The organism is Mesorhizobium sp. M0437 (assembly GCF_040321335.1).
In the GTDB taxonomy this organism is placed as follows: domain Bacteria; phylum Pseudomonadota; class Alphaproteobacteria; order Rhizobiales; family Rhizobiaceae; genus Mesorhizobium.
Genome location: NZ_JAMYRK010000025.1, coordinates 26,326 through 51,653, shown reverse-complemented (window position 1 = coordinate 51,653; position 25,328 = coordinate 26,326). Strand labels below are relative to the sequence as shown.

Annotated in this window: 23 protein-coding genes, 1 tRNA gene and 4 pseudogenes; 8 read left to right on the top strand and 20 right to left on the bottom strand. The window is 59.5% G+C overall.

Annotation, left to right across the window (positions count from 1 at the left end; all coding sequences use genetic code 11):
• Positions 1–27: 27 nt before the first annotated feature.
• Positions 28–450, top strand: a complete 423-nt coding sequence (locus NKI72_RS17775) for a RidA family protein (protein WP_352503550.1) — start codon at positions 28–30, stop codon at positions 448–450.
• A 184-nt stretch (positions 451–634) separates the two neighbouring features.
• Here the strand turns inward: NKI72_RS17775 and NKI72_RS35465 are convergent.
• The 10 genes and pseudogenes from NKI72_RS35465 to NKI72_RS17710 all read right to left on the bottom strand — a co-directional run bounded on the left by NKI72_RS35465 (position 635) and on the right by NKI72_RS17710 (position 9,595).
• Positions 635–1,483 (bottom strand): annotated as a pseudogene (locus NKI72_RS35465) (aspartate/glutamate racemase family protein).
• A 29-nt stretch (positions 1,484–1,512) separates the two neighbouring features.
• Positions 1,513–2,745 (bottom strand): MalY/PatB family protein, encoded by a 1,233-nt coding sequence (locus NKI72_RS17755; protein WP_352850390.1) that lies wholly within the window; start codon positions 2,743–2,745, stop codon positions 1,513–1,515.
• A gap of 62 nt (positions 2,746–2,807) precedes the next feature.
• Positions 2,808–3,536 (bottom strand): amino acid ABC transporter ATP-binding protein, encoded by a 729-nt coding sequence (locus NKI72_RS17750; RefSeq protein ID WP_502898569.1) that lies wholly within the window; start codon positions 3,534–3,536, stop codon positions 2,808–2,810.
• A 63-nt stretch (positions 3,537–3,599) separates the two neighbouring features.
• Positions 3,600–4,724 carry an amino acid ABC transporter permease gene (locus NKI72_RS17745; RefSeq protein WP_502908959.1) on the bottom strand — a complete coding sequence of 375 codons (1,125 nt, stop codon included), beginning with the start codon at positions 4,722–4,724 and terminating at the stop codon, positions 3,600–3,602.
• A gap of 18 nt (positions 4,725–4,742) precedes the next feature.
• Entirely contained in the window at positions 4,743–5,930 is a 1,188-nt protein-coding gene (locus tag NKI72_RS17740) for an amino acid ABC transporter permease (RefSeq protein WP_352832267.1), read from the bottom strand.
• A gap of 70 nt (positions 5,931–6,000) precedes the next feature.
• Complete coding sequence (locus NKI72_RS17735) at positions 6,001–7,014, bottom strand: amino acid ABC transporter substrate-binding protein (protein WP_352832264.1); 1,014 nt, start codon at positions 7,012–7,014, stop codon at positions 6,001–6,003.
• Positions 7,015–7,209: 195 nt separating this feature from the next.
• Complete coding sequence (locus NKI72_RS17730) at positions 7,210–8,172, bottom strand: LysR family transcriptional regulator (RefSeq protein WP_352475066.1); 963 nt, start codon at positions 8,170–8,172, stop codon at positions 7,210–7,212.
• 471 nt (positions 8,173–8,643) lie between these two features.
• Positions 8,644–8,868: pseudogene (locus tag NKI72_RS17720) on the bottom strand (aldo/keto reductase); the annotation flags it as partial.
• 159 nt (positions 8,869–9,027) lie between these two features.
• The gene (locus tag NKI72_RS17715; RefSeq protein WP_352832261.1) at positions 9,028–9,483 is read right to left on the bottom strand and encodes a hypothetical protein; all 456 of its coding nucleotides are present in this window, start codon (positions 9,481–9,483) and stop codon (positions 9,028–9,030) included.
• A gap of 15 nt (positions 9,484–9,498) precedes the next feature.
• A tRNA-OTHER gene (locus NKI72_RS17710) sits at positions 9,499–9,595 on the bottom strand.
• On the opposite strand from NKI72_RS17710, the pseudogene selD reads away from it, so the two are divergent.
• Both selD and NKI72_RS17700 read left to right on the top strand, forming a co-directional pair.
• Positions 9,586–10,237 (top strand): annotated as a pseudogene (gene selD, locus NKI72_RS17705) (selenide, water dikinase SelD); the annotation flags it as partial. The gene NKI72_RS17710 and the pseudogene selD overlap by 10 nt on opposite strands.
• A gap of 286 nt (positions 10,238–10,523) precedes the next feature.
• Positions 10,524–11,411: a hypothetical protein gene (locus tag NKI72_RS17700; protein ID WP_352832258.1), complete on the top strand. Its 888-nt coding sequence runs from the start codon at positions 10,524–10,526 to the stop codon at positions 11,409–11,411.
• A 657-nt stretch (positions 11,412–12,068) separates the two neighbouring features.
• On the opposite strand, the gene NKI72_RS17695 is transcribed toward NKI72_RS17700, so the two are convergent.
• From NKI72_RS17695 to NKI72_RS17650, 10 genes are all read right to left on the bottom strand, one after another.
• On the bottom strand, positions 12,069–12,377 hold the full coding sequence (locus NKI72_RS17695) for an NAD(P)-dependent oxidoreductase (RefSeq protein ID WP_352774614.1): 309 nt from the start codon (positions 12,375–12,377) through the stop codon (positions 12,069–12,071).
• 68 nt (positions 12,378–12,445) lie between these two features.
• Positions 12,446–12,637, bottom strand: a complete 192-nt coding sequence (locus NKI72_RS17690) for a DUF6494 family protein (RefSeq protein WP_023679340.1) — start codon at positions 12,635–12,637, stop codon at positions 12,446–12,448.
• Positions 12,638–13,438: 801 nt separating this feature from the next.
• Positions 13,439–14,581, bottom strand: a complete 1,143-nt coding sequence (locus NKI72_RS17685; protein WP_352850413.1) for an MFS transporter — start codon at positions 14,579–14,581, stop codon at positions 13,439–13,441.
• Positions 14,582–15,303: 722 nt separating this feature from the next.
• On the bottom strand, positions 15,304–16,008 hold the full coding sequence (locus NKI72_RS17680) for a GntR family transcriptional regulator (RefSeq protein WP_352832305.1): 705 nt from the start codon (positions 16,006–16,008) through the stop codon (positions 15,304–15,306).
• A gap of 102 nt (positions 16,009–16,110) precedes the next feature.
• A complete protein-coding gene (locus NKI72_RS17675) occupies positions 16,111–16,851 on the bottom strand; it encodes an aspartate/glutamate racemase family protein (protein ID WP_352832255.1) in 741 nt (246 codons plus the stop codon).
• A gap of 8 nt (positions 16,852–16,859) precedes the next feature.
• Positions 16,860–17,582, bottom strand: coding sequence for an ABC transporter ATP-binding protein (locus NKI72_RS17670; RefSeq protein WP_352775705.1), 723 nt, complete (start codon positions 17,580–17,582; stop codon positions 16,860–16,862).
• 2 nt (positions 17,583–17,584) lie between these two features.
• On the bottom strand, positions 17,585–18,364 hold the full coding sequence (locus tag NKI72_RS17665; RefSeq protein WP_352474568.1) for an ABC transporter ATP-binding protein: 780 nt from the start codon (positions 18,362–18,364) through the stop codon (positions 17,585–17,587).
• A gap of 4 nt (positions 18,365–18,368) precedes the next feature.
• Complete coding sequence (locus tag NKI72_RS17660; protein ID WP_352850387.1) at positions 18,369–19,343, bottom strand: branched-chain amino acid ABC transporter permease; 975 nt, start codon at positions 19,341–19,343, stop codon at positions 18,369–18,371.
• A 5-nt stretch (positions 19,344–19,348) separates the two neighbouring features.
• Positions 19,349–20,215, bottom strand: coding sequence for a branched-chain amino acid ABC transporter permease (locus NKI72_RS17655; RefSeq protein ID WP_352452194.1), 867 nt, complete (start codon positions 20,213–20,215; stop codon positions 19,349–19,351).
• A gap of 78 nt (positions 20,216–20,293) precedes the next feature.
• Entirely contained in the window at positions 20,294–21,496 is a 1,203-nt protein-coding gene (locus NKI72_RS17650; RefSeq protein ID WP_352474565.1) for an ABC transporter substrate-binding protein, read from the bottom strand.
• A 656-nt stretch (positions 21,497–22,152) separates the two neighbouring features.
• Here NKI72_RS17650 and NKI72_RS17645 point away from each other — a divergent pair.
• From NKI72_RS17645 to NKI72_RS17625, 5 genes and pseudogenes are all read left to right on the top strand, one after another.
• Positions 22,153–22,434, top strand: coding sequence for a VanZ family protein (locus NKI72_RS17645; RefSeq protein WP_352503771.1), 282 nt, complete (start codon positions 22,153–22,155; stop codon positions 22,432–22,434).
• 640 nt (positions 22,435–23,074) lie between these two features.
• Positions 23,075–23,500 (top strand): OmpA family protein, encoded by a 426-nt coding sequence (locus NKI72_RS17640; protein ID WP_352850385.1) that lies wholly within the window; start codon positions 23,075–23,077, stop codon positions 23,498–23,500.
• Positions 23,501–23,737: 237 nt separating this feature from the next.
• A pseudogene (locus tag NKI72_RS17635) lies at positions 23,738–23,989 on the top strand (Tn3 family transposase); the annotation flags it as partial.
• 245 nt (positions 23,990–24,234) lie between these two features.
• Complete coding sequence (locus NKI72_RS17630; RefSeq protein WP_352474563.1) at positions 24,235–24,486, top strand: type II toxin-antitoxin system Phd/YefM family antitoxin; 252 nt, start codon at positions 24,235–24,237, stop codon at positions 24,484–24,486.
• Positions 24,479–24,868 (top strand): hypothetical protein, encoded by a 390-nt coding sequence (locus tag NKI72_RS17625; protein ID WP_352850383.1) that lies wholly within the window; start codon positions 24,479–24,481, stop codon positions 24,866–24,868. Before NKI72_RS17630 ends, NKI72_RS17625 begins: the two co-directional genes overlap by 8 nt.
• Positions 24,869–25,328: the final 460 nt, after the last annotated feature.

Genomic DNA, 25,328 nt, shown 5'->3' with positions numbered 1-25,328 from the left:
TCTTATCAAGACAGAAAGGAACATGAGATGCCTACACGTGACGCCGTCTACCCGGCCAACCGGCACGCGTTATACGACATCCACCGCTATTCCGCAGCCATTCGGTCCGGCGATCTTCTCTTCGTGTCGGGTCAGGTTGGGAGCCGTGAGGACGGCTCGCCCGAGCCCGTATTCGAGGATCAGGTTCGACGGGCCTTCGCCAATCTGCGCGCGGTCTTGGCGGCCGCCGGGTGCAGCTTCGACGACGTCGTCGACGTCACAACGTTCCACACCAACCCGGACGAACAGATCGAGACAGTTCTGGCCGTCCGAGCGGAAGAAATCGGTGCACCTCCCTACCCGAACTGGACCGCAGTCGGCGTCAATTGGCTTGCGGGCTTCGATTTCGAGATCAAGGTCATCGCCCGCATCCCTTCGACGACGAGCAGCCAGCCGGCGGACAAGCGCTGATCGCTCGCCCTGCAGTTCTGTATTGGCTATTGGGGGCCGAAGGCAGCCTGTCAGCTCTTGTGTCCGGAGCGGAGATAGCTGACCTCCACCTGCGAGAACCGAGGTCGTGAACTGACCAAACAGATTAGCTTCGTTCGGTCAGCGTACCGCAAGGGAATCTCGCAGCCTGTTGTGTATCTTGGCTTTATAGTCCGAGAGAGGTGCTGAAGGTCGAGAACTCTTCATCTGTGATCGGGACCACGTGCTGCGGCTCGGGTAAGCGCCCGTCTGCACGTCGGATACGAGCTCGCGATAGGCGGCGATACGCTCTCGTTGCAGCCGCTCATATTCGGCGGCGAAATTGCGGTAGGTCTTGGCGTGGCGCGGCCTGTGGCCAGCGGTGTGGCCAGGCATGTCCTCGCTGAACAAATACTGCGCGTCGGCATTTGGGCCGGCGCTCATGCCGAGCATGATCATCTGTATTCCGGGTGATCAGTTCGGCGACCGGTCGGAGACCACCTCCAGCTCGGCGCCAAAGCAGCCTATGCCTCCACCTTCGCGTATGAGCTCCGAAATTCGTTCGGAGGCACCACTTTCAGATCTCTCCAACTCGAGGACCGGGATGTCGGAGGCAAGCACGCGCCGGAAGCGACGGGAGAACCCGTAACGGCGAATGTTGTCTTCAATCAGTCGCGCGGAACGCGACAGAGTGGTCACGACACAGAAGCTGTGAGCGACAAGGCTGACGGATGAAGCGAAGCCTTGCCTATACCGATGACGGGCTTGGTAGCGATGGCGCTTGCCGCGTCGACACCCGTATCGTCTAAGCAGGCAATGATATGGGCGTCGACATTGTCCATTTCCGCCGCGACCACCTGCTTGAGCAGGCCCGGTACGGAGAGTGCACCGTCAATGGCCCTTCGATCGCTTCAGGTCCAGCCGTTGGCATGCATGCCCACTATCTCGTCCCTGGGCCTGCCACCGCCATGGCGGCTGCGACGATCCCGCTGGTCATCGAAGCGGTCGTGTTGGGATTGATAATGGCAATTCGCATTCGGGGCATCCTGGCTTGATTCCGCTCAGTCACAAGGATGCCAGCGCGCTGGACATCCGCTCCAGCCCTCGGCGCAGCAGGGGACGCGGGCAGCCGACATTCAGGCGGATGAAACCTTCGCCGCCAGGCCCATAGACGCGGCCGTCATACAGATTGACCCCGGCCTGATCGACAAAGAACTTCTGAATTCCACCCACTCTACGATCGAGCGCGCACGCGTCCAACCAAACCAGAAACGATGCGTCGGGCCGCATGGGCGTAATGCCTGGAAGGTATTCGCCGGCGAAGTCACAAACCAGATCAATGTTGCTGGCGATGTAGGATGTGAGTTGATCGAGCCAGGGCGCGCCGGTGCTGTAGGCAACCTCCAGGGCCAGGCGGCCGAAAAAATTTGCATTTACCATGAATGAGGCCTGCATCGCGGCAAGAAGCTGGTCGCGGCGCTTTTTGCTCGCCACCGCAATGGTTGCCGAAGGCACCCCGGCGAGGTTGAAAGTCTTCGTCGGAGCGGTGCAGATGAACGACTTCTCCGCGGCATCGTCCGAGATGGAGGAGAAGACGATGTGCGGATGGTCCGACAACCTTATGTCGCAGTGAATGTCGTCGGATATGACCAAAATCCCATGGCGCTCACAAATGTCGTTCAGGGCTGTCAATTCTTCGAGTGTCCAGGCCATTCCGGCAGGATTGTGAGGATTGCACAGCAGGAACACCTTGGCGCCGCCTGCCGCCAGTTTCTCGAAGTCTTCCAGATCGAGTTCATACCTGTTGTTTTGCAGCCTCAGCCGGTTCGTGAGCAGAATCCGGCCATTTCCTTGAACCACTTCGAAATAGGGCGAGTACACGGGTGACTGAACGATGACGCCGTCACCAGGCTTCGTGAAGGTTCGCAGTATCGCAGCGACCGACGGCATGATCGCCGGCGCGGGGAGCAGGGTCTCCAGCATCGGCGACCAGTTGTGCCGGCGTGTGAACCACGATTGCACGATCTCATAGTGGCGCGGATCGCGGCGTGTGTAGCCGTAAATGCCATGGTCCGCGGCCTCGCGCAGCCGCGCGATGACGGTTTCCGGAGCACGGAAATCCATATCTGCTGTCCATAGGGAGAGCAGGTCCTGGCCTTGCACCTGAGGAGAGAACTCGTCCCACTGGTTGGCCCATTTGACGGATCCGAATTGCTGGCGATCGTGGATTTGGTCGAAATCAATTCTCGGAATATTTCGTTGCCCAACCGCCGAGGCGGGGGTGTCTGCACAAGCCATGTGATAATCACCTGAAAAAATCTATTGCCACGGCCACGGCCGCTTTGCCTCTGCGGACTTCCCTATTTGAGGATTTGCGCCAGAAACTGCCGCGCTCGTTCCGACCGGGAGTTGGTGAAGAACTGATGGGGCGTGTTGATCTCGACGATCTCCCCGCGGTCCATGAACACCACGCGATCGGCCACCTCCCGCGCGAAGCCCATTTCATGCGTCACGCACAGCATCGTCATGCCCTCGCTGGCGAGCGACACCATCGTGTCGAGCACCTCCTTGACCATCTCCGGATCGAGGGCAGAGGTTGGCTCGTCGAAGAGCATGATCTTCGGGTTCATGCAGAGAGCCCGGGCAATTGCAGCACGTTGCTGCTGGCCACCCGACAGCTGACCCGGGTAGCTGTCCGCCTTTTCCGCAATTCTGACGCGCTCCAGATAATGGCGCGCCAATTCCTCGGCCGCCATCCGCGGCATGTTTCTCACCCAAACAGGCGCAAGCGTGCAATTCTCAAGCACCGTGAGGTGGGGAAACAGATTGAAGTGCTGGAAAACCATCCCGACGTTGCTGCGAACTTCGTCGATCTTGCGAAGATCCCCGGTTACCGCTTTGCCGCCGACGATGATCTCGCCCGACTGATGCTCCTCGAGATGGTTGACGCACCGGATCATCGTCGATTTGCCCGACCCCGAGGGGCCGCAGATCACAATGCGCTGCCCCTGTGGCACCGACAGATTGATGTTCCTGAGCGCATGGTATGAACCGAACCATTTGTTGACGTCACGCAGTTCAATGGCCATCGCCTTGTTGAAGGGCTGTCCCTTCGTCGATGCGTACATTGCTTGTGGCATCATCATCGCGTCCTAAGATTTGTGGCCGCGCGCCAATTGGCGCTCCATCGATTGCGAGTAACGGGACATGCCGAAGCAAAAGCCCCAGTAGACCAGTCCCGCAAAGAGGTAGCCGGTTGATGAGATCGTCGGGCCTGCCCAGTTCGGATCGACGCGCGCCGTTTCGATGGCTTTCAGGAAATCCGCGATGCCGACGATGGCGACCAGAGTCGTGTCTTTGAACAGACCGATGAATGTGGAGACGATGCTCGGTATGACGATCGTCAACGCCTGGGGGAGGACGATCAGGCGCATTATGTCGAAGTAGCTGATCCCAAGCGCCTTCGCCGCCTCGTATTGGCCCTTCGGGATCGCCTGAAGGCCGGCCCTCACAACTTCGGCCATATAGGCGGACGAGAACAGCGCTATCGCCATGAGCGGGCGCAGGAGACGATCAGGCGTCAGATAGTCCGGGACGAAGAGCGGCATCATGAAGTTCGCCATGAACAATACCGTGATAAACGGCACCCCCCGGACGACTTCGATGAATGTGACGCAAACCGCCTTGACGAAAGGGAGTTCGGACCTGCGTCCAAGCGCCAGGATAACCCCGATCGGAAGCGAGAAGACGATGCCCACAATCGACATCAGCAGCGTGATCAGGAGACCGCCCCAGAGCGTCGTATCGATGACAGACAAATGGAGCCAGGCGACCCCGCGCACGAGAACGAACGCGGCAACGGGGTAGACAAGGAAGAATAGCAACCCCGCCACTTTGCGCCGCGGAGCCTTTGTCCACAGGAGCCATACGATGAGGATGGCGCCCATAGCCTGTGCGAGATCAACGCGCCACCGCTCGGAAGCCGGGTACGCGCCGTATCGCAGGTAGTCGAACTTCTCGGCAATGAAAGGCCAGCAAGCTCCTTGGCTGTTCGTGCGGCAAGCCTCGCGACCGCCGCTCCAGACCGCGTCGAAGATCGCAAAGCTCAGAAAGTGACGCAGCAGCCACACGGCGAAGAGGAGAAAGCATATTGTCAGCGCGCCTGAAGACGGCGTCGAAAACAGATTCTTTTTCATCCAGGTCACTGGACCCGGCCAAACGTCAGCGGGGGGCGCCATCGCTGGTATGAGCGCGCTGCTGACAACTGGCGAATGCATGGACTGATCGCTCATGCGTCACCTCTCGACGATCGCAAAATGTCGGTTACACGCGTTCATGGCCAACGACGCGGCAAGGGAGATAACGAGATAGACGGACAAGGTGATCGCCATGACCTGGACGGCGGCGCCGGTCTGGTTGAGTACCGTCCCGGCAAAGATCTGAACGAGGTCGGGATAGCCGATGAACACCGCAAGCGACGAGTTCTTGATTAGATTGAGATACTGGCTTGTCAAAGGCGGAATGATAATACGCAGCGCCTGCGGAACAACGACGAGGCGAAGCGTCTTCCCCGGCGCCAGCCCCAGCGCATACGCAGCCTCGCTCTGGCCCTTTGGCACTGCCTGGATTCCACTCCGGACGATCTCGGCGATGTAGGATCCGGTGTAGACCGAGAGACCGATCAGGAGAGCGGCAAACTCTGGATAGAGTTGATGTCCGCCTTGAAAGTTGAAACCCCGCAGCTGCGGCGCGACAAACGAGACCGGCTCGCCAGCCGCCAGGAACACGATCAGCGGAAATCCTATCAAGGTCGCCAGGCTGACCAAAAATACCGGCAGCTGCTTGCCAGTTCGTTTCTGGACACTCTTGGCGCGGAACCAGAATGCAATGCAGCAGAAAACGGCCGCTACCAATGCCAGGCCCACAAGCCCCGCCCCCGGATGCCACTGGATCTCCGGAATGATGAGGCCGCGATTGTTGAGGTAGATGCCGCCGGGGATGGCGATGGACGCCTTCGGGGAAGGCAACGGCTTGAGGACGGCGTTGTACCAGAACAGCAGCTGCAGCAATAACGGGACATTGCGCACAAGCTCGACATAGGCGGTCGCCACCTTCGAAACGATCCAGTTCGGCGACAGGCGGGCAACGCCGATGACGAAGCCAAGCAAGGTGGCCAGCAAGATTGCGAGCAAGCTGACGTAGAGGGTATTGACCACTCCCACCCAGAACGCCTGACCGTAGGTGGATAGTGCATCGTACGGTATCAGGGTTTGATTGATGTCGAAGCCGGCAGCCTCACCCCAAAAATCGAATGAGAGCGGAATCCCCCGGACCCGCATATTCGATGCGGTCTGCATGCCGATGCCCAGGGCCAAAGCCAACAGGCAACCTGCGAGCAAGAGCTGGTAGAAAACGCCGCGCACTTTCGTATCGTGCAGCGATAGGCTCCTGCGCGAGGGCGCTGGAAGCGACAAATCGGACATGGCGTGTTCCTATCGGGATCTGTGCAAGGCGCTGGCGGTAACGCGCCAGCGCCTTGCAACCATGCTTTGCCTAGCGAATCGGCGGAGCGTACTGAACGCCGCCTTTGTTCCAGAGCGCGTTCATGCCGCGCTCCATTTTCAGCGGGGAGTCCTTGCCGACATTCCGATCAAACACTTCGGCGTAGTTACCGACCTGTTTGATCACCTCGACCGGCCAGTCGTCGCCGAGCCCGATGTCCTTGCCGATGCTGCCTTCCACGCCAAGCAGACGGCGGATGCTGGGATTGTCCGACGACTTCATCGCATCAACGTTTTTGGAGGTGACCCCGTATTCTTCGGAGGCCACCATGACGTAAAGCGTCCACTTCGCCACATTGAACCACTGGTCGTCTCCCTGCCGCACTGCCGGGCCAAGCGGCTCCTTGGAGATCAGTTCGGGAAGAACGATGCTGTCGTCCGGCTTGGCCATGCGAAGCCGCGATGCGTTCAAGGTAGAGGTGTCCGCCGACAGGACGTCGCAACGCCCCTCCTCGTAAGCCTTCACGACAGCTTCCTCGTCTGCGAAACCAACCGTGGTATACTTGATCGACTGCGAGCGAAAATAGTCGGCAAGGTTCAACTCGGTCGTGGTGCCTTGGGTGACGCAAATCGACGCGCCCTCGAGCCCCTTGGCTGATGTGATGTTGTCCGCCTTGCGCACCATAAATCCCTGACCGTCATAGAAGTACGTCCCCGCAAAAAGTATGCCGAGAGACGTATCGCGCGACGATGTCCATGTTGCGTTGTGTGCAAGAATGTCGATCTCCCCCGACTGCAAGGCGGTGAAGCGATCTTTTGGCGTCAATGGGATGAACTTAACCTTTTGCGCATCCCCGAGCACGGCAGCGGCCACGGCGCGACAATAGTCGACCACAAATCCGGTCCATTTGCCTTCGTTATCGGGAAGGCTGAAGCCAGCCGTGGCCGAATTTGTGCCACACGTCAGCACTCCATTCTTCTTGACATTGTCGAGGGTTGCGGACCACGCCGAGGAGGCGGTGCACGCGATAGCGAGGGCAAGAAAGCCCTTGAACATCGATCTCATTTCGGTATTCCCCTGTTTTTGTTGAAGCGAATGTGGCCTCAAGTATGACTATTCGTCAAATTGACTGTTCTCATTGCGAAAATGAGCGTCATTCATAATTGAGGAGGCGCTCGCTCTCGGGTGAAAGGGAGCTTGAGTGCTGATCGGGCTAGTTGCTTGGGGCGGGCTAATCGAATGAGCGACGGCGCGCGCGACCTATGGTGCAGCCAACCCCGGTGCTCCGACGGTTGACCCTTGGTCTCTCTCGGTCCGCGACTCGTTGTAGATGCTCATGATTATTTCCCGGAGCCATTTGGTACCCGGGTCATTCGCCATCTGGCGGTGAACAATGAGCCAGGCATTCACATTCGATATGGCAAGGGGCGGCGGGACCAACGTCACCTCACTCCTCTCGTCCAGAATTTGCAGGATGGCATCGCCGCAATGGGTAATCAGTTCAGTGCCGCGAAGCGCCCAGGGCAGCACCAGATAATTCGAGATGGTCGCAACGACATTGCGCCGGAGACCATGCTGCTTGAGGGCGGCATCCGCGAGGCCTTCTGCCAGACCATCTGCGGAAATCTGCAGGTGAGAACTGGCCAAATATGTTTCCAGTGTCATTGCGTTCCTGGCGATCTTGCTTCCACTCCACACCGCGCAAAACAATTGATCCTGGCCAAGCTCCACCTTCAAGAGACCTGGGTCGTCGCGTATTGCCGCTCCCGTCAGCGCACAGTCGACTTGCCTCAAATAGACCGATGAACCGATTTCGGGTCCGTTTGCGGGAATGACGTTCAGCGTCGCGCCAGGCGCTTGCCTCGAAAATTCCCGTATGAGCCCTGGGATGAATATCATGGCGTGATAGTCAGTGAGTCCCACGCGAAAGTTGCGTCGCGTCGTTGCTGGATTGAAGATCTGATGCCGGTCGATCGATGCGCGGATAATCGCCAGCGCGGCAGAAATATCCGACAGCAGCTCAACCGCCCGAGGCGTTGGCCGCATCTCGCCTCCATCTCTCGTGAACAATTCGTCCTGCAATAAATACCGAAGTTTTGATAGGGAATGACTTACAGCTGATTGTGTTCTTCCCAATTCGGCAGCTGCGCGCGTTACGCTCCTTTCACGCATCATCACGTCGAACACTCTCAGCAAATTGAGATCGATATCATCGAAACTCATGAGACCTCCCCCGTTTTCGTAATGCCTCGCCTGCATGCTAACATCGCTTCCAACGCGCGAACGATGCCATGGCGAACAAATGCGACGCTTCGACCTGCGGGGTCAACGTTCCCTATTGGGAAATCAATACGTTACCGGAGGGTTCGCCAACCCATTTCCTTCGCATTCTCTCGTATGGTCTGGCGAACCTAATGATCAGGGACGTCGACTCGCTGCCCCTTAGGCTGAGGCCAGACTGACCTGTTGGCGCTTCGGCTGCCGTGCCGAAACCAGGGTGGCGAACTGGTCCACCGCCTGCCCGGCCCGTGCCAAAACCTGCGGGTCCGTGAGCTTCCCGTCGGAAAAAGTCGCTGTCACTGCCATAGACGGCGCTTGGCACCGTCAGTGCCAAGTAAAAGCCGAACAGGGGGCGAAGCTGATGCTCGATCACCAGAGCGTGGCGTTGACCGCCGCCTGTTGCGCCGATCAGGGGCGCCGCAGGCTGTTCTCGACCGTCTGGATCACCCATTTGCGCGAATGGCCGCCGAGATTAGGCCCCTTGTCGTGCGAGTTGACGAACTTGGTCGCCACGACCCAATGGTCGCGCGTCGCCTTGATGCAGCGACCGACGACTTCCTCGGACTTGCCGTTGTGGTAGACTTCGGCGGTGTCAATGAAGTTGATGCCTTGCTCGCGCGCCTTGCCGATGATGCGATATGGCTCCTATGTCATGGGAGTGAACGGCTTCCGGCGTCCGCCCCCAAAGCAGCTGCTTGCGGCGGTGACCGAGGCGCCGGTTACCGCATCGTGTCGTCGGTAATAAAGCGACGTTGCGCTCTCTGCTTTCACATCCGGGTATGCCGAAAAGTCCGGCGGTCAAAAGTCGACCAGCGGCGTGTCCACAATCTGGTGCTCGAATAGCAACCAGAACGACGATCCCCGGGATTCGGAGTACCAATGCTCAAAAATCGCAAGGGCCTCGCCGATATTGCTGGCGGGTTCGTGCTCGGGCAGCTTCGCAGCCTGGAACAACGCAAGCGCGACGGGGCCAAAATGCGTGATCGCTTCCGTGCGCGCCTCGCTGTCCGCATTCCAGCCGAGTCGCAAGCGCAGGACGGCCAAAGCGCTGGCCACGGCGATCTCCTCACTTTCGGCTGAGGCCACGGCGTCCGAGATCGCCTGCATGAGGTTAAGCCGCCTGAAGGCGAAAGCGCGCTCCTGTTCCAGAACCGCGATCTGATTGGCCGCTTGTCGCCTGAAGCTTGCCTCGGTTGTCCTGGCGGTCTCAGCCGTCGTCTTCAGGTCATTGAGAAAGGAAGCGGTCGGATTCATCTTGGCTCACTAGGATGGCGGAAGACAGTGGGAGTCGAACCCACCAGAGACCGACTCGCGGCCCCTCCCGGATTTTAAGTCCGGACGCCCCACCGGGGACGATGCTCCCTCCAGAAATTTGCGCCATCGGCGGCTCACTCGATCGACTCGCCGGAGCCGATTTATGGCCTCGCAGTCATCGGCACATGCCGACCCGGAGATATCCGACGCAATTCTGACGCCAAGCCGGGTGACGCCTTGATCCTGACGAAGGGGCTCGGCGTCGGCATCTATTCCGCCGCCATCAAGAAGCAGGCGCTTTCCGAGAGCGGCTATCGCGAAATGATCGCCTTCACCACCCTTCTCAACCGGATCGGATCGGAGCTGGCGCAGGACGCGAGCGTCCACGCCGTCACCGACGTGACCGGATTTGGCTTGCTCGGACATGGCCTCGAGATGGCACGCGGTTCCGGGTGCACGCTGATAATTTGCAGCCACGACGTGCCGCTCTTTTCCGAAGCTGCCTCGCTCGCAGTCGACGGCCACGTCACCGGCGCATCGCGGCGCAACTGGGCGAGCTATGGCCGACGCGGTAAGCTTACCTCCCGGCATGCCCGAGTGGCGACGCCATCTTCTCACGGATCCACAGACTTCGGGCGGGTTGCTGGTTGCTTGCCAGACCGACCACGCAGCGGCGCTCGTCGAGAGGATCGTCGCGGACGGCTATCCTTCGGCTCGCATCATCATGCCAGGCCCGGCGCCCCGACAATCGTAGTAGAGGCCTGAACGGCCGCTCCGCTTCCCGCCAGATGACGGGGTGCGCCCTCCAGTTCGCGGCACTCCACCTCCTGCCACCACTGGATCGGCAGGCAAAGACGCCGCCTGCCCTGTCCACGCTGGATTGGCGGCGAACGCTGCGGACTGTTTTGGTGACCGGCGTCTGATTTCCGATAGAAGTGAGGTGGTGTGCGGCCGTCGCTATCCGCTGATGGTGACTTCCATGTTTGATATCTTAGTCTAAGATTGTAGTCGGCCGGGGCACAGTCCAGCAGGAGGGCAGGATGTCCAAGCGTGTTCCATTTACTCCGGGAGATTTAACGGACCATCAAAGGGGCACCGATGACGTCCTTGTGGGCGACAACAGTGTAAACGGCTTGTTTGGGGATGCTGGCGGCAGCATGTTCGACCATGCTCGGGGTGGAAATGATACCCTAACCGGGCCCAACAACGTCACCGGTGGCGACGTCCGCCATCTTCTCTCGGGTGACGCGCTGTTCCAATTCGATTTCGCTCGGGGCGGCAACGATACCCTGATTGGCGTCAGCAACAGCAGCAGCGATGCCGGCGTTTTCAATGAAGTCTGGGGCGAGGCAGCAAACATGTTCAACTCCGCTCGGGGCGGCAACGATACCCTGATCGGCGGCAACAACACTGGCGGTGGCGGTTCCCTAGTTGACAATTCTCTCGTGGGCGACGGGGCAAATATGCACGACTCTGCTCAGGGCGGCAACGACACCCTGATCGGCGGCAACAACACTGGCGGTGGCCAGGTTATTAACTCTCTCTTCGGCGATGCATTTGTTTTCTTTGACTCCGCCAAGGGCGGCAACGATACCCTGTACGCTGGGACCGCTGCGCCCGGCAGCTTGGTCAGTAACCTAATGTGGGGCGATGGGGAATTTGACAGCGCTCAGGCTCAAGGCGGGAGCGATCTGTTTGTATTCAAGGACGATGGTCCAATGACAGTCGGAATCAATAACAGAATCGAAGACTTCAGCCAGAGCCAAAAGGACAAAATTGAGTTTTGCGGCGTGGAGGATGTGCAATCTTTCAATGATCTCACAATCACCAGAATTGGAACTGGAACCATCATTACCGCAGGAGCGGATCAAGTCACACTCGATAACTTCACGAGCACGTTGACCGCACATGACTTTCTGTTCGTGTGAAAGCGGAATTCCCTTCGCCGCACGAACGCCCCATAACTGTTTAAGCATTTGCTATTGGGTGTCCCAGACGGCTAACGTGCTGCGCTTCTTGAATCCGCTTCCCACCGAGCCCGTGTGAAAACTCAGCGCATCAGGCAAAAGCGTGGAACGTTGTTTTCCGGAGCGCCGTTGTCACCTACTCGAACAGCAATAACGCGGACCGGCTGCAAGCCCCCACCCGTTGCGCTGCAGTTCCTATTAAGCCGTGACGAAAAGAGCATGTTTCAATGCGGCCTCGGCGCGTGGTGAACGTGAGAAAGGTACCTCTTCCAGCCTGCAAATCGGACCTCGCCCCTCCCTACGCTCACATATGACGCTGGCGTACAAGTATATTTGCTATTTCGAGCATCAGCTTTGCAATATCAAGAATAATATTCATGGTTTCCACGTCATAATAGCGGCTCTTGGAAAGCATGCCTTGCCGGTCTTAGCCTTAAATCGCCGATGTCTGGCTACGAATTTCCGTTGCCGCGCTCGCCGTGGTTGACGGAAAGGTTCTCGCTTGGCTCTTTGAAAGCATGCTCACGCTGATGATGCATTAGCCGGGTGACGCGCGCGCTGATGTCCGCGCTTCATAAGATCGGAAGCTGCTTAAATGGGTAAACACACTACTTCGATTCAATAACCCCGTTCGAGGTCGATTTTGTTGGACAGAGGCTCTCCTCTTGCGACTTGACCGCAGAGATCGGCGACCTGGTCGATTCCAGAATCCACCCAGAAGCTCGCGACATGAGGTGTGATGGTCACCCTGGGATGAGTCCACAACGGCGACGAAGCCTCCAGCGGTTCACGCTCAAACACGTAAAGGGTGATGGCCGTGAATTGACCCGGAGCCAGCGAGCTTCCGCTTAGGGTCGGTCTTTCCGTTCCCTCAGAGTCGCAGGAGCGTGGGGTGAGCGGTACTACATCGACCCGGCCAGACGCCATTCCAACCGCTGATCCGTCTCGACCGCTTTCGGCCGCGTCGGCCGTTTCGCTAGGTCGCTTCGCCCGGCTTATGGAAGTTCGATCTCGCCGTCCACCACGTGGTTGAGGCCGGTGCCTTCCGCCGTCAGCGTCATGCGGACCTTCAGCTTCTTGCCGCCGATTTGCCCTTCGCGCACCGTCTCCTCGATCTTGCGCTGGGAGGTGACGCCGACTTCCTTCAGGAACTTGCGGATCGACATATTGACGGCGTCTTCGCTCATGGCGGAACTCCTCTGTGTCCGGAAGGGATTGTAAAGGAAGGCAAGGGATCAAGGAAGCAGGACGGAACGCACGGTTTTATTGAAATAGACCTCGAGCTGGGAGGAGACGTCGGGTCCTTAACTTGATCGACCCCTGGCAGGAGGAGTGAACCGATCGACGTCTTGCGCGGAAGGAGCACTATGACGGCCATCTCGGCCTTGATCTGACCGATCAGGAAAAGAGTGATCGAGTACCTCAAATCGATCTGATCAGCACTCGGCGCTTCTTTGGGTTGATTGGGAGGAAAGATCATTAAAGAAGATCGTGGTGAGATAGATTGCGGGTCGGCACAACATGAGCCAGGCCAAGCGCTGTCTCGCCGGAAATTTCTTAAGGTGTCGACGACCGGCGCGGCGATTTGCCGGTGCAGGTGGGCTTGCTTCCTGCATGACAGGTCAGCCTGCGGCGCGCGGCGCCGAAACAACCCCAAAGCCTGTGGCGCTTTATTAGGATGTTCCAAACAAGGTCGCCGCTGCGCCGGGTGCACCCATTTCCTGAAGCCGAATGCATCCGAGATTGTCGCGGGTGAAATCAGCCCCGATGGTTGGTGCCGCTTTTACAAAGCACGGCCTGCCTGATCGGCAGAAACCAGCGGAGACCGTCGTTGTCTGCTGCGCTGCGGGTGATGGTCTGCAGGCATCGCGTAAGAATGTCGGGTGACATTAGGCATTCGACAAGTCCGGAGTCAGAGCCGAAGTGATCGATGACTTTTCCAACGTTTGCCTTCGCGATTGACCCCTCCCGGTCAAGCAACCCAAATATCAGCGTTCCTCTGGCGGCTTGACGTTCTGGAACTGCATCCGTAGCAGCAGATCATAAATGATTTTGAGTGTGCCGCAGATCAGGAGGGGCCATGCCCGGAACGAGGCAGCGAACAGAGCGCCCGCCAGGGCGGGACTGGCTGCGGCAGCCAAACTGCGCGGTACCGATGTGAAGCTCGCGGCGGCTGCCCGCTCCGCCTCCGTCACGACCGCCATGACGTAAGATGAGCGCGTCGGGACGTCCATCTGCGAAAGCGCGGCACGGATCAGCAGCAGGGCGAGCGCCAGAGGGAGCGTCGGCGCAAGCGCCGCCAGCATCAGGGCGATGCTGGACGGAATGTGTGTGAACACCATCGTGTTGATGAGTCCGATGTGCCGCGACAGCCAGGCGGCAACGGGGAATGAGAACGCCGAAAGCACGCCGGACCAGAAGAAGAAAAAGCCCGCTTCCGAAAGCGACAGGTCGAATTTTTCGAAAAGCCACAGGGCAAGCAGCGACTGGACGAGGAAGCCGCCGGCAAAGGCATCAAGGCTAAAAAGGGCCGCAAGCCTGAAAACGATATTCCGCGAGGGGCCAAGCGCGGACGTGCTGCCGGAGTCCGACGTTGGACGGCGCTGCGGGATCTGCGCGTAAAGGAGACCGCCGAGCAGGCCCAGCAACGCATAGAGCACGAACATCGCCTTGATGCCGGTGAGTTGATCGAGACCGGCTGGAGCCAGAAGATCAGGTGTCGCCGAAGCGAGCGCGCCAACCGCGGCTGCGAGCGCACCCACAAGGCTGTAGCGCGCGAACATCTTGGTCCGCGCGGCGTCGGTGACTTCGCGTGTGAGGACGGCATGCTCTAAGGGCACGAACACGCTGACGCTGCCGGCCGACGGGTTGATGGTGCCTGCGAAGGCGATCACCAAAAGCAGCGCGTAGTCGTGGACCACAGCAAAGGCCACACCCGTGGCGACCATCAGACTGGCGGCGGCAAGCAGGAGTTGGCGGTGATCGTGTCGGGCACCAAGGAGTCCGACGGCGATGGTCAAGAGCGCTGAACCGAGCAGCGATCCGGTTGCAATGATGCCGACCTGCAGAGGCGCGAAGCCTAATGCGAGGAGATAGACCGGCAACAGAACGGCCACGAAGCCATCGCCCATGTCGCGCAGGGCTCGGGCCGCAAAAAGAAAAGTCGCCGGGCGGATCTGCTGCACTGGTCTAGCCTGCCCTCATCACCTGCGTTGGCGTCAACGGCTTTGGCAGCGTCGCTCGACAGGGCTGGGACATCATGACGGAGTCGCGTTAGACATTCCAGCGAGACGAATATCGGTTTCAATCCTCGGGCTGCCGCCCAACAATGCTGAATCATATCGTGTCAAGGCTTGCAACGACCGAAGACGCAACCGGCGCATATTGCACTTGGCTGTCAAGGTCGGGAATAGGGTCAGAACCTGCCCGTGATCTTGCATTCAGGGAAGGTCCGAGAAGGATCGGATCGCGAAGTTCCCCGCCGCATTGGCGAACGTCCCGAGATGGCGCATGGTGCCGTTTCGGAACCGGGTGGACCGGGGGCAGGATCGCCAATCAACCCGGGATCATGTTGCAACCAAGTTCGAACGTCGCGTTACTGGCAAGTAGAAATGTCGCATTGGGACGTTTCAGAGGTAGGCGCCAGGTCAGGATTGCGGGATAACGTGCATCCTGGCGTCGCCGTGAGCGCCCGATCGGGGCGATCCAGTATGGCACTTCGGCTTTACTAGCTTTGAGAGCCACTTACGCGCGAGCTTCGTTGGCCGGTGTCGGTTGCGGGTGATCCGATATTCGTCCAGCATCGCGACGACATCTGCAATGCGAAGCTTGGCGAAGAGTTTGACAGCGCAGATCAGCGCAAGATGTCCGACAGGCTCTCGGGCTTCTTCTCGCCAAGTGACAGATCAAGGCCCGACAGAAGTTCGACGAGATGGCTTTGCATCAGGTCGGACGCGTTTTGTGCGTCGTGCTTTTCGATGGCATCGACGAGGGCGTGATGGGCGTGGCTTTCGCAGGTGGTGTCGCGGCGGCCCCAGTAGAGCGCGATGATCAGCGACGACCGCGACAGCAGGTCTTTGACGAAACCGGTCAGGATAGAATGGCCGGCGATTTCGGCGATGCCGACATGGAATTTTGCCGACAGCATGATGGCGTCGCTGTCGCGGCCGGCATGCAGGGCCTCGTGCTCTTTTTCGAGATGAAGCCGCAGTTGCGCGATCTCGGCCGGCTTTGCCACTTCGGCGGCAAGCGCCGCGACCTTGGGCTCGATCAGCGCCCGCGCTTCGAACACCTCGCGCGCTTCCTGCTTGGTCGGCTGGGCGACGAACGCGCCGCGGTTCGGCTCGAGCCGAGCCAAGCGGTCATGCGACAGCGCCTGCAGCGCCGCGCGTATCACCGCGCGGCTCACCGAATAGATCGAGGCGAGTTCGTCCTCGGGTAGTTTTGTGCCCGGTGCGAGGCGGTGGCTGACGATGGCGTCGCGCAGGCCGGCATAGACCGGAAACCAGCGCATCGTCGGCTTTTCGCCATCCCGTGGCTTTGGCCCAAGCAGGTCCATCGTATCATTGTCCCGGCGGCCGGATCGCTTAGCGGCGCGAACACCGCGTTTCCGGCCGGACATCGAACATCCTGTGTGGGAATGTCAACAATTTTGCACGCATCAGGATACACGGCCGGAGGGCGAAAAGGACGCAAAGATTCCGGCGAAGGATTTTTCGAGTGGAACCTGGTAGCCGCCGCGCTTTGAGGTCGACAGGCCAAGGCCGACGAGGCTCTCACAGAGTTTTACTGCGCAGGCGACGCCGTCGAGCACGGGAAGGCTATGTTCGCGGCTGAGCGCGGCGGCGAGGTCGGCCATGCCGGCGCATCCCAGCACAATCGCTTCGGCCCGGTCGTCGCGGATGGCGCGCTCGATCTCCTCCGAAATTCGATGGCGGGCGTTGGAGCCGGGCACTTCGAGCTCCAGAACGGGAACGTCGCTGGCCCGCACCCTGGCGCAGCGGCTGGCGAGGCCGTACCGCACCAGATTGTGCTCGATCGCCGGCACCGAACGCGACAGTGTCGTCACCACGCTGAACTTGCCGGCAATCAGGCTCGCCATGTGAAACGCCGCTTCGCCGATACCGACCACCGGCATCTCGCCGACGCAGCGTACTGCGTCGAGGCCGGTGTCGTCGAAGCAGGCGATGACGCAGGCGCTCGCCGCCGGATGTTTTTGGATCTCGCCGATCATTCCCGGGATGGCGAAGACCTCGTCGAAATAGCCTTCGACGCTCGGCGGCCCGTCGTTCGGATTGACGGCGATGATCCTGGTGCCGGCCGAAGCCGCGCGGCGCGCCGCCTCGCCGATCTTTTCGGTCATCGACGCGGTGGTGTTGGGATTGACGACAAGTACGTCCATTTGCGCTTTCATATTTCGCCGCCGAGATAGAGTTTCTTGACCCGGTCGTCGCCAAGCAGCTCAGCCGAATGTCCGGCCAGCGCGATCTTTCCGGTCGTCAGTGCGTAGGCACGCTGCGAGATGCGCAGCGCCATGCGCGAATTCTGCTCGACCAGCAGCACGCTGACCTTTTCGTCGCGGTTGATCGCGACGATCGAGCGGGCGATGTCCTGAACGAGCTTCGGCGCGACGCCGAGCGAGGGTTCATCGAGCAGCAGAAGCTTCGGTTTGGCCATCAGCGCCCGCCCGATCACCAGCATCTGCTGTTCGCCGCCGCTCATCGTACCCGCCGTCTGGGAATAGCGTTCCTTCAGGCGCGGGAAGCGCCCGAGCACCATGTCCAGCGTCCTTGCGATTTCGGCCTTGTCGGTTCGGGTGAAGGCGCCCATCATCAGATTGTCGCGCACCGTCATGTAGGAAAAGACGCGCCGACCCTCAGGTACCATGGCGATGCCCATCCTGACCAGCTCGTCCGGGCGCGTTCCGTCGATGCGGTGGCCCTGGAAATGAATCTGGCCGCTGCGGACCTTCTTCAGGCCGGTGATGGCGCGCAGGATCGAAGATTTTCCCGCGCCGTTCGCGCCGATCAGCGCTACCGTCTCGCCCTCGTTGACGCTCAGCGACACACCCTTCAGTGCATAGACATGCTCGTAGTAGAGTTCGACGTCCGAGACCTTCAGCAGTTCGCTCATGGCTAAAATCCGATCGTCTCATCTTCGGCGCCGAGATAGGCCTCGATGACCTTTTCGTTCTCCTGGATTTCCTTCGGCGTTCCCTCGGCGATTTTCACACCGAAGTTCAGGACGACGATGCGGTCGGAAATGTTCATGACGGCGGGCATATCGTGCTCGACCAGCAGGACAGTCACGCCGCGCTTCCGCACGCCGCGCACCATCTCCACCGCGCGCACGGTTTCGTCATGGTTCATGCCGGCGAAGGGCTCGTCGAGCAGAAGCACGGTCGGGTTCGTGGCGAGCCCGATGGCAATCCCGAGCGCGCGCAGATGGCCGTGCGGCAGCGTGCTGGCGATCTCATGCCGTTGCGCGCCGAGACCGAGGAAGTCGATGATCTCGTCGGCCGAGCGGCCGAATTCATCCTCGTCGCGTCGTGCGGTATTCGTGCCGAGATAGAAGCCGGCAAGGCTGGCATTGGAACGCAGGTGATGCGCGATTATGACATTGTCGCGCACCGTCATGCCCTTGAAGATCGTCGTCTCCTGGAACGTGCGCACCACGCCCTTCCGGGCGACGATATGCGGCGCCAGGCCTGAGATCCGCTCTCCCCGGAACAGCACTTCGCCCGAGGTCGGATTGAGGAAAGAGGAAATCAACTTGAACAGCGTTGACTTGCCGGCGCCGTTGGGGCCGATGACGGAAAGGATCTCGCGTTCGCGGACCGCGAAGGAAACATTGTTGACCGCGACCAGCCCGCCGAAGCGTTTGGTCACTGCCTTGATCTGGAGAAGCTCAGTCATGGTCCTAGCCCTGCTTCTTGCCGAACAGCCTGAGGCTGAGCAGGCCGTTGGGAAGGAAGAGCATCAGCGCGATCAGCACCGAAGAGAAGATCAGCAACTGGAACTCGCCGGTCTCGAACAGGAAATCCCAGCCGAAATAGAGCACGAAGGTGCCGATCATCGGCCCGAAGACGTGGCCGAGCCCGCCGAGGAAGCAGTTCAGCATGAAGTTCACCGAGTCGGTGACGGTGAAGCTCGACGGATAGATCGATTGCGAGATGGCGACGAACATCGCACCGCCGAGACCGCCGAGGAATGAGGAGATGGCATAGGCGATGACGCGCAAATAGGCGATGTTGACGCCGATCGAGGAGGCCAGTTCCTCGTTCTGCTGCAACGACTGGCAGAGTTTGCCGATGCGCGAATGGACAAGGCGGTAAAGCCCGGCAAAGCACAGCACCATCAGCGCAACCGACACCAGATAGAAGGCGGGACGCGGATTGACGAGCGTCGCGAAATCCGGAAGGATGCTCAGCCCGAAGATCGAGATGCCGCCAGGGAGCGGAATGCTGACCATGCCCTTGGCTCCGTTGGTGATCGGCAGTGCCAGCGCGAGCAGCCGCGCCACTTCGGTCAAAACCAGCGTGACCATGGCGAAATAGACGCCGCGAAGCCTGAGGATGGGCAGCCCGATCAGCACGCTTGCAGCGGCGCAGAACAGCCCAGCCAGCGGCAGTGTCAGCCAGAACGACACACCATACTGGACGACAAGGATGGCCGAAACATAGCCGCCCATAAGCGCGAAGGCGCCCTGGCCGATATTGATGCGGCCGATGTAGAAAGTCACCCACACCCCGGCGCTGGCGATGCTGAGCAGCGCGACCGAAGTCAGCGTGTAGTAGAGGTCGAGCCGACCGGTCGCCTCGATCAGCCAGGGCACGCCGATGAGTACGACCAGCAGGAAGACAGCGACGCCGAGGATGTTGCGTGTACGCTTCATGTCGATCACCCCCACGGCTTGCCCATGAGCCCGTTCGGGCGGATGCTCAGGAACACCATCAGCGCGGCGAAGATGACTAGATAAGTGACGTCGCCATATTGGCGTAGCACCGTCAGGCCGACCGATTCCATCATGCCGAGGATGAAGCCGCCGGCGATCGCTCCGCTGACCACGCCGGCCCCGCCGATCATCACCATCAAGAACGCCTTGATCGAGATCGGCCCGCCGATGCCCGAATTGACGCCGGTGATGGCGACCAGCAGGCCGCCGACTATGCCGGCAAGCATGGCGCCGAGCGCAAAGCCGATCATCGAATAGCGGTCGACCTCGACGCCCATAAGCTGCGCCGCGACCCGGTCCTGCGCCAGCGCCCGCATGGCGCGTCCCGGCTTGCTGTACTGCATGAAAAGCACGAAGGAGGCGATGAACAGTATGGCGAGTGCGCCGACCAGCAGCCGGTCGTAAGGCATTATGAGGCTGTCGGAGACGAAGACGCCGTTGACGATCTTCGGCACGCCGCGCTGCTTTTCACCGAACAGGAGGAGGATCACGGCGTCGAGGAAGAATGCGACCGCCGCCGCTAGAAGCATCGTACTTTCCTCCCGCACGCTTCGCTTGATCACCGTTCTGAAAAGGAATTTCTCGACCAGCGCTCCAATAACCAGCAGCGTGATCCCGGACGCAACGAGCGCGACGACGAAAGGCATGCCGAGCTGGCCATAGACGGTGTAGGTGATGAAGCCGCCGAGAACGTACATCTGCCCATGGGCAAAGTTAAGCACGTTCATCAGCGCGAAGATCAGGGTCAGACCGAGCGCGATCAAGGCGTATTGCGCGCCAAGATAGAGCCCGTTGGCGATGACTTGTTCCATCAGGATGGTTCCCCGGCCATTCAGAGGCTCAAGACGAATGCACGAGCCTCTGCGGCAATCCGCTTCAGTGCAGTTGCGTCAATCGACTTGAGCGACGAAGAGCGTCTCGAACTTGCCGTCGCGGTATTCCGTGACCACCATCGGGACCGAAAGCTGGCGCTTCTGGCCAAACGACGTCATTCCGACATAGGTCAGCTTGGCATCGCCCTTCAGATAGGGATTGGGCGCCGAGAAAGTGTCGATCGTCTTCTTGAACTCCTCGACATTGTCGATCGCGGCCGGGTTCGCCTTCAGCGTCTCGATGATGTATTCGAGCGCGTAGACCTTGGTGTTGGACTCGTCATTGTATTCGCCGAACATTTTCGTATAGCGGTCGACGAACTCCTTCATCATGTCGGACGCGATTTCGGGCGTCGATGCGCCGCCGACTGAGATGAAGCCGTTGGCCAACTCACCCGCGCCCTCTTCCAGCACCTTGGCATCCTGCGCCGTTTCGGTGGAGATCAGACCTTCGTAGCCGAGCTCGCGCGCGGCGCGGATCAGCAGCGGCGCATTGCCGGGCGCGACACCCGAAAGCACCAGCAGGTCCGGTTTTTGCAGAACGATCGGCGTCAGTACCGGTGTGAAATCGCGGGTATCGTTTTGGTAGACGTCCGTGGCAGCCACAACCTCAAGTCCGAGCGCCTTTGCCGCGGCAACACCGCCATCCCGCTGGCTCAGCGGATCGGATTCGTTGGCGGCGACAAAGGCAACTTTTCTCACGCCCCTGTTTTCCATGAGATATTTGTAGATCGCCGGAGCTGACTGGTAGTTGGCGATCATGCCGAGCACAGCGTTGGATGCCGGTGGGGTGTAGAGTTCCTTCGGGAATGCGTAGGGAAAATAGATGATGCCCTTGGATTCTGCCACGGGACGCACCGCCGCCGCGCCATCGTCAACATTCGGACCGACGACATAGTGGATGCCCTCCTGGGCCATCTTCTCCATGCCGGCGATCGCCCGCTTGGGGTCCTTCTGATCGTCGAAGGTGACGATTTTGATGTCATAGGTCTCGTCACCAATCTTCACACCGCCGGTTTCGTTGATCCAGGCGGCGCGCGTCTGCATCGAGCGGACGTTGGATGTGCCCCACGCAGCGGCCGCGCCACTCGTCACGCCGACAAAGCCGATCTTGAGTTCCTTGTTGGCGGCGTGCACCGTGATTGTGCCGCCGGCCATGATTGCCAGCGCAGAGACGGTGCCGAGCGCGGCGAATGTGATTATTGAACGTCTATTGATCATTGTTCTTTCCCCTTTGGAGGCCGCGCATTGTTGCGACAGAACTCGACCGATACGCGGAGTTTTGTGAGTGAGGGCTCAAATCTATTATCTGTCAACAAAACTTTTACAGATTGTTGACAATCTTGTGCGGTCGTAGATGAAGGACGCGGTCCGCAGCATCGCGGCTTCCCTTCCAGAATCACGTTCCGTTCGCTCTGGCTAATATAAGCTTTGTGCCTAGTATTGACTGGGTGCGTAAAGTTGTAGTACCGGCGCCGGCCGTCCCGAGTTCATTCCGCCGATGATGCCCACCCGGTCGCCAACGAGAGCAGCTCTCGGGCTCCCGCGACGAACTTCGCAAATGGCGCAGACGGCGCGTGCCGAAAATGCTGGAGCATGACCGGCTCAGCTCTCGGGTAGTTGGCGCCCGCCCTGATCCTGCCGCATTGAACGCGGAAGGCCAGCTAATGGCTTTTGCCTAGCCCTCCCGCGGCAGTGGACTCTGTTCCGATGTGCCGCTACGTGCGGACGGCTATGTTCGAAGTACCGGCCTGTAACGTCGGAAAAGGAGTGACCCCATTTTTTTGCGTGCAAGATCTTTTCCCATCGCAGCAAGGACTGCTTTTCTGGTCACACTGGCCGGTGTCCTCGTGCTCGCACTCTCACCGGAGTGGCTTTTGCAGAATTTTGGCTTCGGCTTCACCTCTCATGATGACAAGCTCAATCACGCCGCAGCTTTCGTCGTGTTGACGGCTATCGGCAGTCTCGGTTGGCCAGAGCACAGGGCAAGACTGACCATTTTTCTTGCTCTTACCGGCGCCGCGATCGAGATCCTCCAGGGCATGCAAATGATAGGCCGCGACATGGATATGTTCGACTGGTTTGCCGATTGTGTCGGCGTCGCTTGCGGGCTCGCAATTGCAAGCTGGACAAAGAAATTAGTCAGCGGATTCTCCTAGGTCACGACCCGTCAAGCTGGGCTAATCGGCCGCGTGAAGCATATGCGCGGCGAAGAGGATCTACGTCACGCTTCGCTGCAGGACTTCAGAGAGCATTGAGTAAGGCCGCAGCGATCACTGAGACTATCATCCGCAAGCCGATCTGCGCATAGCAGCCGAGGGGAGTTATGGCCTTCTCTTTTTCATCAGAGCGCGGACTTTAAGAATCATCGCTGCATTAGACCTCAATTGAGAGGCATGTATTTTGCGCATGTATCTCTCGGCGATCACCTTGTAACGAAGGGACAATCGCACCACGCGGTCGTACGTTGCGTCCTCTCCCGCGCACAATTGCTGCGCTTTTCTTGCTAAGGTACTCGGGGCGCCAGGCTGGACCGCTACTTTTGCGGCCCACCCCAAATTACATCTGATTAGCGCGCTCTGTTCGGCCTTGATCATTGGATCGACTGCGGACCTAGCCTGAGAACTAAGAACCGCAGATGCGACCAGAACCGCGATAAGAAGCCGCTTCACAGTTGCCCTCAAACGCTGCATAGGCAGCCCAGTGATTAAACATTGGCTCCAAGTTTATAGCGCGCCGCCCGTTATGCGCAGCCGCCCACTCCGTTATTTTCGCCCCTGTTTCTGCCGGAAATATGTGATGACTTTGGAGACCATCGCCACCACAACCAGAACTCCGAATAGAATAAGAATCGGAAAATCGGTAGATTGCCGACAAGGTTCGTCATCTGGCGCGCAGTACGACAAGGCGGCCGCGGAATTCATCGTGGTTAGCAGCGCGGAAGTGGAAAGACCGAGTAACTTCATACGCAGGTTTTTGGGAATATCGGCCTGCACCGGTCGGGCCGAGCCCGCGGTGCCGCATTTACTCGCAGCTATGGCGTACCTGATCAGCCACCATGCCCGCGGGACCCAACATAGCCTCGTTGAGCCCGGTGTAGCCATCTGTTTTGTCAACCTCGTTTATAGTGGTGACGGCCGCGGGCTAATGGAGCCGATCGCTGACAATGCCACGGATTCGGGGCGCGCTCTCAACCGGCGCGTGGAAGTGAAAGCCGTGAAATAGGGCGAACGCGAGCAGATTCGGCCATGCGCTGCAGGTATTATAGCCCCGGCTGCCTTGCACTGAACGATAGCCATGGATGATGGGCTTCCGGAGGAATATCCGCTTGTTCGGCAATAGCAGAAGTTCTGTCTATGGTTAATCGGTCCTTAGGATCATCTACATCGCTGCCAGCGCACGTCACGGCGGTCAGCCGCTCCGATACGATCGATGGCTGGCGCGACCGGCGCGGCGACGGCGGCGTTCCGCGCCTCCGGCCTCAACCTCATCGTTAGCGCGATCGTGCATTGGAATACGGTCTATATCGAACGGGCCGTCACCCACTTGCGCAAAATGCACCGCGAGATCCCGGATCATCCGCTCAAGCACGTCTCGCCGCTGAGCTGGGAACACATCAATCTGACCGGCATCTATACCTGGGATACAGAACATCAGATGCGTGAAAGCTTCCGGTCGCTCAGACTTCCGGCTCGGTTACGCCACGCCGCATGACGTTCATGCTCCGTTCAACCTCGTGTCGCTGGGAACTGTTCTTGCTCCGACCCCAGGCTGGGAGGCATGGAAGGATTGGGACGGCCACACGTTCCAGACCAACCGCGCCGCACTCAGCAATGAACGGACAATGCCGCTCTTTCGAGCGGGTCGATGCTGATAGGAAAGGTGGCGCGTGGGCGCCTCCATTCTTGCTTTTCTTACGTGAATTACCTATTATAGGTACTTTAAAAGGAAGTACGGCGATGAAGCAATTCACATTCTCCGACATGAATCGCGTGTCAGGCGAAATCCTCGAAACGGCATTGATCGAGCCGGTGGCCCTGACCAAGCGCGGCAAGGAAAAGCTCGTCATCCTGTCCGCTGCTCAGTACCACCAGCTCGTCGGCCAGCCGCATTCGGTCGCCTATACGATCGAGGACGCACCGGATGATGTCCACAATGAACTCATGACAGGACTGGATGCCATAATTTCCGGCGACACGCCCGATGCTTAAAGCTGGCGATCTGCTCCGATATTATTACCTATGGGCGCGGGAAGCAGACGCCGGCGAGGAATCCGGACGCAAGGCGAGGCCGGTTTGCATCGTTGTCCGGACGCTAGCAACGCCCGCAGCCTTGTTTCTCTTTCCGCTGACTTCGCAAAAACCCCACCGGTCGCGCCCGCATCTCGCCATCAGCGAAATCGAATGCCGCCGCGGCGGCCTCGACTATCCGTCATGGCTGATCCTGGACGAATTTAACCGGGTGCCGGTCGATGAAGCCTATGATCTGGTGACGACGATCGGCGCGTTCAGCCCCGCATTTGTCCGCAAAATTGCTGGCGTGATCAAAGAGACGGCGGCGCAGCGTCGATTGCGCGGCATCGTTCGCAAATAGCCGGACTGATTTCTTGGCGGGCCTCCGGTCCTTACCCGCATCGAACGGGCCAGCACCGGAGCGCGGGGCGCCCCTACGCCCTCCCCTCGCGCCCCACCCTCCCCTTCTGACGGTGTTTTCTTAGGAGGATGAACTTTGTTGCCGTTGGCCGCCTGCAATTCCTCGAATGCTCCCGAGCAACCCGCCGACCCAACAAACGGGCGATCGACAGGACGGCTCGTTCAGCCGTGTCTCGTGCCGACATGTCAGCCCTGTAGTCGTGGCTTGCACTGTCGTTCCCAGGTTTGGCCTCGTCCACCATGGCATGCCCGCTCTTCTGTGTAGATCGAGGGCATTGAGCGGCGTGATGGATCAGCAAGACAAGTTCAGTTGTCGCGCCGTCGTAGTGTGGCGTGCAAAAACTTGCGCGCTGCGATTTGGAATACCGAAGGCAGACTAAATCGCCAAAAGCTCGGCCCCC

What these genes read in the sequence shown, in the direction of transcription:
- NKI72_RS17660 (WP_352850387.1), bottom strand. Translation starts at nt 19,343, where the DNA reads ATGAAGCGTACACGCAACATCCTCGGCGTCGCTGTCTTCCTGCTGGTC.
- NKI72_RS17730 (WP_352475066.1), bottom strand. Translation starts at nt 8,172, where the DNA reads ATGAGTTTCGATGATATCGATCTCAATTTGCTGAGAGTGTTCGACGTG.
- NKI72_RS17755 (WP_352850390.1), bottom strand. Translation starts at nt 2,745, where the DNA reads ATGGCTTGTGCAGACACCCCCGCCTCGGCGGTTGGGCAACGAAATATT.
- NKI72_RS17680 (WP_352832305.1), bottom strand. Translation starts at nt 16,008, where the DNA reads ATGGACCTGCTTGGGCCAAAGCCACGGGATGGCGAAAAGCCGACGATG.
- NKI72_RS17670 (WP_352775705.1), bottom strand. Translation starts at nt 17,582, where the DNA reads ATGAGCGAACTGCTGAAGGTCTCGGACGTCGAACTCTACTACGAGCAT.
- NKI72_RS17750 (WP_502898569.1), bottom strand. Translation starts at nt 3,536, where the DNA reads ATGGCCATTGAACTGCGTGACGTCAACAAATGGTTCGGTTCATACCAT.
- NKI72_RS17640 (WP_352850385.1), top strand. Translation starts at nt 23,075, where the DNA reads ATGACTTTGGAGACCATCGCCACCACAACCAGAACTCCGAATAGAATA.
- NKI72_RS17665 (WP_352474568.1), bottom strand. Translation starts at nt 18,364, where the DNA reads ATGACTGAGCTTCTCCAGATCAAGGCAGTGACCAAACGCTTCGGCGGG.
- NKI72_RS17650 (WP_352474565.1), bottom strand. Translation starts at nt 21,496, where the DNA reads ATGATCAATAGACGTTCAATAATCACATTCGCCGCGCTCGGCACCGTC.
- NKI72_RS17655 (WP_352452194.1), bottom strand. Translation starts at nt 20,215, where the DNA reads ATGGAACAAGTCATCGCCAACGGGCTCTATCTTGGCGCGCAATACGCC.
- NKI72_RS17745 (WP_502908959.1), bottom strand. Translation starts at nt 4,724, where the DNA reads ATGCATTCGCCAGTTGTCAGCAGCGCGCTCATACCAGCGATGGCGCCC.
- NKI72_RS17695 (WP_352774614.1), bottom strand. Translation starts at nt 12,377, where the DNA reads ATGGCGTCTGGCCGGGTCGATGTAGTACCGCTCACCCCACGCTCCTGC.
- NKI72_RS17740 (WP_352832267.1), bottom strand. Translation starts at nt 5,930, where the DNA reads ATGTCCGATTTGTCGCTTCCAGCGCCCTCGCGCAGGAGCCTATCGCTG.
- NKI72_RS17685 (WP_352850413.1), bottom strand. Translation starts at nt 14,581, where the DNA reads ATGGGCGATGGCTTCGTGGCCGTTCTGTTGCCGGTCTATCTCCTCGCA.
- NKI72_RS17625 (WP_352850383.1), top strand. Translation starts at nt 24,479, where the DNA reads ATGCTTAAAGCTGGCGATCTGCTCCGATATTATTACCTATGGGCGCGG.
- NKI72_RS17715 (WP_352832261.1), bottom strand. Translation starts at nt 9,483, where the DNA reads ATGAATCCGACCGCTTCCTTTCTCAATGACCTGAAGACGACGGCTGAG.
- NKI72_RS17775 (WP_352503550.1), top strand. Translation starts at nt 28, where the DNA reads ATGCCTACACGTGACGCCGTCTACCCGGCCAACCGGCACGCGTTATAC.
- NKI72_RS17630 (WP_352474563.1), top strand. Translation starts at nt 24,235, where the DNA reads ATGAAGCAATTCACATTCTCCGACATGAATCGCGTGTCAGGCGAAATC.
- NKI72_RS17690 (WP_023679340.1), bottom strand. Translation starts at nt 12,637, where the DNA reads ATGAGCGAAGACGCCGTCAATATGTCGATCCGCAAGTTCCTGAAGGAA.
- NKI72_RS17675 (WP_352832255.1), bottom strand. Translation starts at nt 16,851, where the DNA reads ATGGACGTACTTGTCGTCAATCCCAACACCACCGCGTCGATGACCGAA.
- NKI72_RS17700 (WP_352832258.1), top strand. Translation starts at nt 10,524, where the DNA reads ATGTCCAAGCGTGTTCCATTTACTCCGGGAGATTTAACGGACCATCAA.
- NKI72_RS17735 (WP_352832264.1), bottom strand. Translation starts at nt 7,014, where the DNA reads ATGAGATCGATGTTCAAGGGCTTTCTTGCCCTCGCTATCGCGTGCACC.